Source organism: Stutzerimonas stutzeri (genome assembly GCF_013522825.1).
In the GTDB taxonomy this organism is placed as follows: domain Bacteria; phylum Pseudomonadota; class Gammaproteobacteria; order Pseudomonadales; family Pseudomonadaceae; genus Stutzerimonas; species Stutzerimonas stutzeri_AK.
The window spans coordinates 1-6,845 of sequence record NZ_JAAMQZ010000075.1 but is presented as its reverse complement, the minus strand read 5'-3'; the positions used below and the strand labels follow the sequence as shown (position 1 = coordinate 6,845).

Annotated in this window: 5 protein-coding genes and 1 pseudogene; 2 read left to right on the top strand and 4 right to left on the bottom strand. The window is 62.8% G+C overall.

The genetic code is table 11. From position 1 onward, the window contains the following. Positions 1-194 precede the first annotated feature (194 nt). The 3 genes from G7020_RS23400 to G7020_RS23390 form a co-directional block, all read right to left on the bottom strand. Positions 195-542 carry a chromate resistance protein gene (locus G7020_RS23400; protein ID WP_223656445.1) on the bottom strand — a complete coding sequence of 116 codons (348 nt, stop codon included), beginning with the start codon at positions 540-542 and terminating at the stop codon, positions 195-197. Further along, entirely contained in the window at positions 515-1,765 is a 1,251-nt protein-coding gene (gene chrA, locus G7020_RS23395) for a chromate resistance efflux protein ChrA (RefSeq protein WP_133424882.1), read from the bottom strand. The genes G7020_RS23400 and chrA overlap by 28 nt, the downstream gene beginning before the upstream one ends. A gap of 170 nt (positions 1,766-1,935) precedes the next feature. After that, positions 1,936-2,880, bottom strand: a complete 945-nt coding sequence (locus G7020_RS23390) for a chromate resistance protein ChrB domain-containing protein (protein ID WP_003117271.1) — start codon at positions 2,878-2,880, stop codon at positions 1,936-1,938. 275 nt (positions 2,881-3,155) lie between these two features. Here G7020_RS23390 and G7020_RS23385 point away from each other — a divergent pair, with 275 nt between their 5' ends. After that, a complete protein-coding gene (locus tag G7020_RS23385; RefSeq protein WP_003117272.1) occupies positions 3,156-3,716 on the top strand; it encodes a recombinase family protein in 561 nt (186 codons plus the stop codon). A 3-nt stretch (positions 3,717-3,719) separates the two neighbouring features. Beyond that, positions 3,720-6,686, top strand: a complete 2,967-nt coding sequence (locus G7020_RS23380; RefSeq protein ID WP_003117273.1) for a Tn3-like element ISPa40 family transposase — start codon at positions 3,720-3,722, stop codon at positions 6,684-6,686. A gap of 32 nt (positions 6,687-6,718) precedes the next feature. Here G7020_RS23380 and G7020_RS23375 read toward each other — a convergent pair. Beyond that, positions 6,719-6,845: pseudogene (locus G7020_RS23375) on the bottom strand (type IV secretory system conjugative DNA transfer family protein); the annotation flags it as partial.

Here is a 6,845-nt window from a genome sequence, read left to right as displayed (position 1 = left end):
CGTCGCGCACTTCATGTGCGCCGCGCCGGACTTCAAGCAGCGGGTTGTAGGCGGCCGACTGCCTATCGGTGGGGTTGAAAAGCAGGCAGTGCGAAAAGCGCGAACGCCAGCCCGCCGTGATCTTCCATGGGTGCCCGCAGAATTCGGAAAAAATCGTACGCTAAGCCGCGCCATGTGCTTGCGCGCGAGCGCTCTCAAGAGGATGGTCCCTCGTACTTCCGAAAAGCGCGCCAAAGCACAACGTCATAGACGACCTTGAGTAGGCCGCAGGCCACCAGCGGCGCCGCCAGCCAGCCGGCGGCGAATAGGGCGCCGCCAATGGCGGGGCTCGCTATGGCATTGAGGCGCTTTACCGCACCGCCGTAGTTGTTTTCCCAGTGGCTGACGATCAGCTTCTCGGACAGGCCGGTGAGTTTGGCCGGATCGCATGAAAGAGGTTTCAGTTCGTAAGGCATCTTGGCTTCCTCAGCAAGGTGGATCGGAAACGGCGCGACGAAGGCTGACTCGATCAGGTTCAGCCTTGGTTCGGAAATACCAGCCACCCCGCCAATCCCGCCGCGAGGATCACGACGACGACGTTGAGCTTGTTCTTCCAGGCATAAAGGAATGCCAAGCCTGCGGCGAAAATCGACATGCCCACCGTCAACGATGGGACACGTTCAGCAGTGACCTGCGCCAAGTCGATGGTGGTTGCGCCGATCAGGCCGACTACCCCAGCCGCGACGCCGTCCAGAAAGGCGTGCAGCCGTTTGTTCTCCACGACCGCCTCCAGCCGGTCGTAGAAAATCAGCGAGAACGCAAAGGCCGGAAGAAAGACACCCACCGTCATGGCCACCGCCCCGATCGGCCCCCCCGCCACATAGCCGACGAACGTGGCGAAGATGATGAGGGGTGCCGGTAGCACACCGGACAGCGCCAGGCCGTCCAGGAACTGCCCATCCGTCATCCATCCGCGCCCGACGGCGTCGTTGCGAACGAACGGAATCGCTGTGTAGGCGCCGCCGAAGGTGAGCAAGCCGGCCTTCAGGCCCGACGCGAAGATGAGCAGCACCGAGGCCTGGCCCTGAACGACCGCTTCCACAAGCTTCGCTGTCGGTGCAGCCCACAAAGCCACGGCCGCGGCCAGCGCCACCGCCGCCAGTGTCACCAAGAGCGCTGAGGCCCGATGATTCAGCACGAGCAGGGCGTACACAAGGCCGCCCGCCGGCAGGGTGATCCAGAAGTCGACACGACCTATGGCTGCCAGCGCGCAAACGATGGCAATGACCCACAACCAGCGATCAAGCAGGATGTGCTCGCCGATACGGTGCACGGCGCGCACGATCAGGGCGATCACAGCCGCCTGCACGCCAAGGAACGCCGCGCCCAGCGCGGTACCCACGAATTCAATCTGGAAGTACAACCAGGACAGCGCGAACATCAGCAAGAATCCGGGAAGCATGAAACCGAGTCCCGCCAGCACGCCCCCCAGCCGCCCCTTTGCTCGGATGCCCAAATGAACGCATATTTCATGCGCTTCGGGTCCGGGCAGCACCTGCATCACCGCAAGCAGCTTGTTGAAGCGTTTGCTGGAGATCCAGCGTTCCTCGTCCACGAGCTCGCGGCGCAACATGCCGATCTGAGCCACAGGCCCGCCCCATGCGAGCAAGCCGAACTTGAGGAAGCGCGCGAAGAGCTGTGGGTAGCTCATGGGTGGAGGGACGGCTTCAGTCGTGGCATCCGTCGCCTTGCTCGGGCGATACGACTCTTCATTCGCAACGCTCATAGATCTTCTCCTTGTAGTTCAACAGTAACCAGTCAAATACGGAAGTTGGCCAACAAGCCGTCGAATACGGCCGAAGCCTGCGGCCAGCAGCAGGTCGTCTTGGGTGATGTCCCAGAAAGACGGACGGGCCGGGCGTGGTTGCGCGGCGGTCTGAGGACTGGTCGGGGCGTTCACGTTGTTTTGTCCTCGTAACTCTTCAATAGCCAATCAAAAATTTCGCACGCGCGGGCAAGCAGCGCGTCGTCATCGGGTTCCGATGCGCGCAAGCCGGCGAGCAGCGATTCGATGCCCAGCGCTTCTGCTACCGGCAGCCCGCCCAAATCCAGGCAATGCACGAGCTTGCCCAGGCGTACCAGTGCAGGGGCGGAATCAAGTCCGAAACTCGCCAGCAGCGTCTCGAAGGTGACCTTGGTGCCCACATGACTGAAGGCGGCGCCGTCGAAATCGAAGCCGAGCCAGCCATTGCGGCAGTCGGAGGGACTCGCCAGCCAGACGATGCGCGCGCTCGGGTCGATGAACCGCCGGATCAGCCAGGCCGAAGCGAGTCGGTCCACCCACGGGCGCGCCCGCGTGGCCCAGGTCCGACCCTGATAGTCGGCGCGGTTCAGCCGCGGAATATCCGTCTGCCGGGCGGTCGGCTCGTCGGGAGACATACGGCGGGTGATCGCGTCGCGCAGGTCGTCCAGCAGGCTCAAGGTCTGCCGCTGCGCCTCGCCGGGGAAGAAGTCGATGCGGTTCACCTGCTCGAAGCGGCGCACGAGCGGCTGGAGCTTGCGCATGGCATCGGCGCCGTCCGGGGATGCCAGGTTACGCCCGAGCGCTTTGATCTCCTCGGCGATGCTGGCGTACTCCTCGCCCCGGTCGAACAGGGCGCGTAGCGCGGCCTTCTGAGCTTCGTCACACCCCGACAGTCGATAGACCTGGCCGCTGCCCCCGACTTCCACCGCCTGCGCCGCCACTTCGCCCAGCGTCGCCGCACTGTCCGCCGAGTCGGGCAGCAGATAGACCCCGTCGCGCAGCGTTGCGCAGCCCTGCGCTTTGACAGAACGCCAGACGCGCATGCGGCCGGTCGATGCCTTGGTGGGCAGGCTGACGAATAGGGCAAGAAAGCTCAAGCACGGGCTCCTTCGTCAAAAAGATGATTAATGTTACAAATACTACAATAAGTTATATCTAATACACAACTCATGTCGGAGCGTCAATTTAAGGCATACCCTAACTGGATGTCAGGAATGGCCACGCTGCGCCGTCAGAATAGAGTCTGCTTTCACATTCTTTGACACATGCTTGCCAAGGTCATAGATTCCAACCTGACAAATTCAAGGCTTAGGGCGCAATGGAACCAAAAACCAACGTAAGCCCTACCGCCCATCCAGCCTATGGAGGCATCTTGCAGGGACAACGCATCGGTTACGTTCGGGTCAGCAGTTACGACCAGAACCCGGAACGCCAACTTGAGCAGGTCGAGATCGGCAAGCTGTTCACCGACAAGGCCTCGGGCAAGGACACCCAGCGCCCGCAGCTGGAAGCCATGCTCGGATTCGTCCGCGAAGGCGATACCGTGGTGGTGCACAGCATGGATCGCCTGGCGCGCAACCTCGACGATCTGCGCCGTCTGGTGCAAAGGCTGACCAAGCGCGGCGTGCGCATCGAGTTCTTGAAGGAGGGGTTGGTGTTCACCGGCGAGGACTCGCCCATGGCCAACCTCATGTTGTCGGTCATGGGGGCCTTTGCCGAGTTCGAGCGCGCCCTGATCCGCGAGCGGCAGCGCGAGGGCATCGCCCTGGCCAAGCAGCGCGGTGCTTACCGGGGCCGCAAGAAAGCTCTCTCCGACGATCAAGCCATCACGTTGCGGCAGCGGGCCGCTGCCGGCGAGCCGAAGGCTCAGCTCGCACGCGAGTTCGGCATCAGCCGTGAAACCCTCTACCAGTACCTTCGCACGGACGACTGAACCATGCCGCGTCGCTCGATTCTCTCGGCTACGGAGCGCGACACCCTGCTTGCGCTGCCAGAAAGCCAGGATGACCTGATCCGCTACTACACCTTCAACGACTCCGACCTATCCCTGATCCGTCAACGGCGGGGCGATGGCAACCGCCTCGGCTTCGCCGTGCAGCTCTGCCTGCTGCGCTACCCTGGTTATGCGCTGGGCAACGACACGGCGCTACCCGAGCCCGTGATCCAGTGGGTGGCCAAGCAAGTCCAAGCCGACCCCGCGAGTTGGGCGAAGTACGGTGAGCGCGACGTGACCCGCCGCGAGCACGCTCTGGAACTGCGCACCTACCTGCAACTGGCCCCGTTCGGTCTGTCGGACTTCCGCGCCCTGGTGCGCGAGTTGACCGAGCTGGCCCAGCAGACCGACAAGGGCTTGCTGCTGGCCGGGCAGGCGCTGGAGAGCTTGCGCCAGAAGCGGCGCATCCTGCCGACGCTGAGCGTTATTGACCGGGCGTGTTCGGAGGCCATTGCACGCGCCAATCGGCGGGTCTATCGCGCCCTGATCGAGCCGTTGAACCCATCGCATCACGCCAAGCTCGACGAACTGCTCACCATTAAGGCCGGCAGCAACAGCACTTGGTTGACCTGGTTGCGGCAATCACCGCTGAAGCCGAACTCGCGGCACATGATCGAGCACATCGAGCGGCTGAAGATTTTCCAACTGGTGGGCCTTCCCGACAGCCTCGGCCGGCACATCCACCAGAACCGATTGCTGAAGCTCGCCCGCGAGGGCGGGCAGATGACGCCACAAGACCTCGGCAAGTTCGAACCGGAGAGGCGCTATGCCACGCTGGTCGCCGTGGTACTGGAAAGCACCGCGACCGTGATCGATGAACTGGTTGATCTGCACGACCGCATCCTGGTCAAGCTGTTCAGTGGCGCGAAACACAAGCATCAGCAGCAGTTCCAGAAGCAGGGCAAAGCGATCAATGACAAGGTGCGCCTGTACTCGAAGATCGGCCAGGCCCTGCTGGACGCTAAAGAGTCCGGTGACGATCCGTTCGCCGCCATCGAGGCGGTCATTCCCTGGGACGAGTTCACCCAGAGTGTCACTGAGGCCGAGCTGCTGGCCCGGCCGGAAGCCTTCGACCACCTGCACCTGGTCAGCGAGAACTTCGCTACGCTACGCCGCTACACCCCAGCCTTTCTGGAGGTGCTTCAGCTCCGAGCCGCGACGGCAGCGCAAGCCGTGCTGGATGCCGTTCAGACCCTACGCGAGATGAATGCCGATAATCTGCGCAAGGTGCCCTCCGACGCACCGACCGCCTTCATCAAGCCGCGCTGGAAACCGCTGGTGATCACCCCGGAAGGCATCGACCGGCGCTTCTACGAAATCTGCGCCTTGTCCGAGTTGAAGAACGCGCTGCGCTCCGGCGACATCTGGGTCAAAGGCTCGCGGCAGTTCCGCGACTTCGATGACTACCTACTGCCTCCCGAGAAATTCGCCGCACTCAAGCGGGAACAGGCGCTGCCACTCGCGATCAACCCGAACAGCGACCAGTACCTGGAAGAGCGTTTGCAGCTGCTGGACGAGCAGCTGGCCACTGTCACCCGACTGGCAAAGGACAACGAACTACCCGATGCCATCCTCACCGAGTCCGGGCTAAAAATCACCCCGCTGGATTCCGCGGTGCCCAACACCGCGCAGGCGCTGATCGACCAGACCAGCCAGCTACTGCCGCGCATCAAGATCACCGAGCTGCTGATGGATGTGGATGAATGGACGGGCTTCACCCGCCACTTCACGCACCTGAAGGATGGCGCACAGGCGAAAGACCGGACGCTACTGCTAACGGCGATCCTGGGCGATGCCATCAACCTCGGCCTGACCAAAATGGCCGAGTCGAGTCCGGGCATGACCTACGCCAAGCTGTCCTGGTTGCAAGCCTGGCACATCCGTGACGAAACCTACTCGACGGCCCTGGCCGAGCTGGTCAACAGCCAGTTCCGGCATGCCTTCGCCGCCAACTGGGGTGACGGCACCACCTCATCCTCCGATGGCCAGCGTTTCCGTGCCGGCGGTAAAGGCGAGAGCACCGGCCACGTCAACCCGAAGTACGGTAGCGAGCCAGGACGGCTGTTCTACACCCACATCTCTGACCAGTACGCGCCGTTCAGCACCCGCGTGGTGAATGTAGGCGTGCGTGATTCCACCTACGTGCTCGACGGTCTGCTGTACCACGAGTCCGATCTGCGGATCGAGGAGCACTACACCGACACCGCTGGCTTCACCGATCACGTCTTCGCCCTGATGCACCTGCTGGGCTTCCGCTTCGCGCCGCGCATCCGCGACCTCGGTGAAACCAAGTTGTATGTGCCCAATAGCGTCCAAGACTACCCGACGCTGCGTCCAATGCTCGGCGGAACCCTGAACATCAAGCACGTCTGCGCTCACTGGGACGAGATTCTGCGGCTGGCCGCGTCGATCAAGCAGGGCACCGTCACCGCATCGCTGATGCTGCGCAAGCTTGGCAGCTACCCGCGCCAGAACGGCCTGGCCGTGGCTCTGCGCGAGCTGGGTCGGATCGAGCGCACGCTGTTCATCCTCGATTGGCTGCAAAGCGTGGAACTGCGTCGCCGCGTGCATGCCGGATTGAACAAGGGCGAGGCGCGTAACTCCCTGGCCAGGGCGGTGTTCTTCAACCGCCTCGGCGAGATCAGGGATCGGAGTTTCGAGCAGCAGCGCTACCGGGCCAGCGGCCTCAACCTGGTGACGGCCGCCATCGTGTTGTGGAACACCGTGTACTTGGAGCGCGCGACCCAGGCCCGAGAAGAGGCAGGCAAGCCAGTTAATCCTGAGTTACTGCAATACCTTTCGCCATTGGGCTGGGAGCACATCAACCTGACCGGCGATTACGTTTGGCGGCAAAGCCGCAAGCTGGAAGACGGGAAATTCAGGCCGCTGCGGCAGCTCGGAAAACCTTAGCGTACGATTTTTTCCGAGTTCTGCGGGCTCCCCTTCCAGTTCTCTCCCTTAATGTCGTGAATGACGGCGGACGCCGGCCACGAAAGCAACGTAGGCACCACCAAGCCCACGCCCTTGCCCGAGCGCGTGGGTGCGAAGCTCAGGACATGTTCCGGCCCC

Coding starts and splice junctions, on each gene's coding strand:
- chrA (WP_133424882.1), bottom strand. CDS start 1,765: ATGAGCGTTGCGAATGAAGAGTCGTATCGCCCGAGCAAGGCGACGGAT.
- G7020_RS23380 (WP_003117273.1), top strand. CDS start 3,720: ATGCCGCGTCGCTCGATTCTCTCGGCTACGGAGCGCGACACCCTGCTT.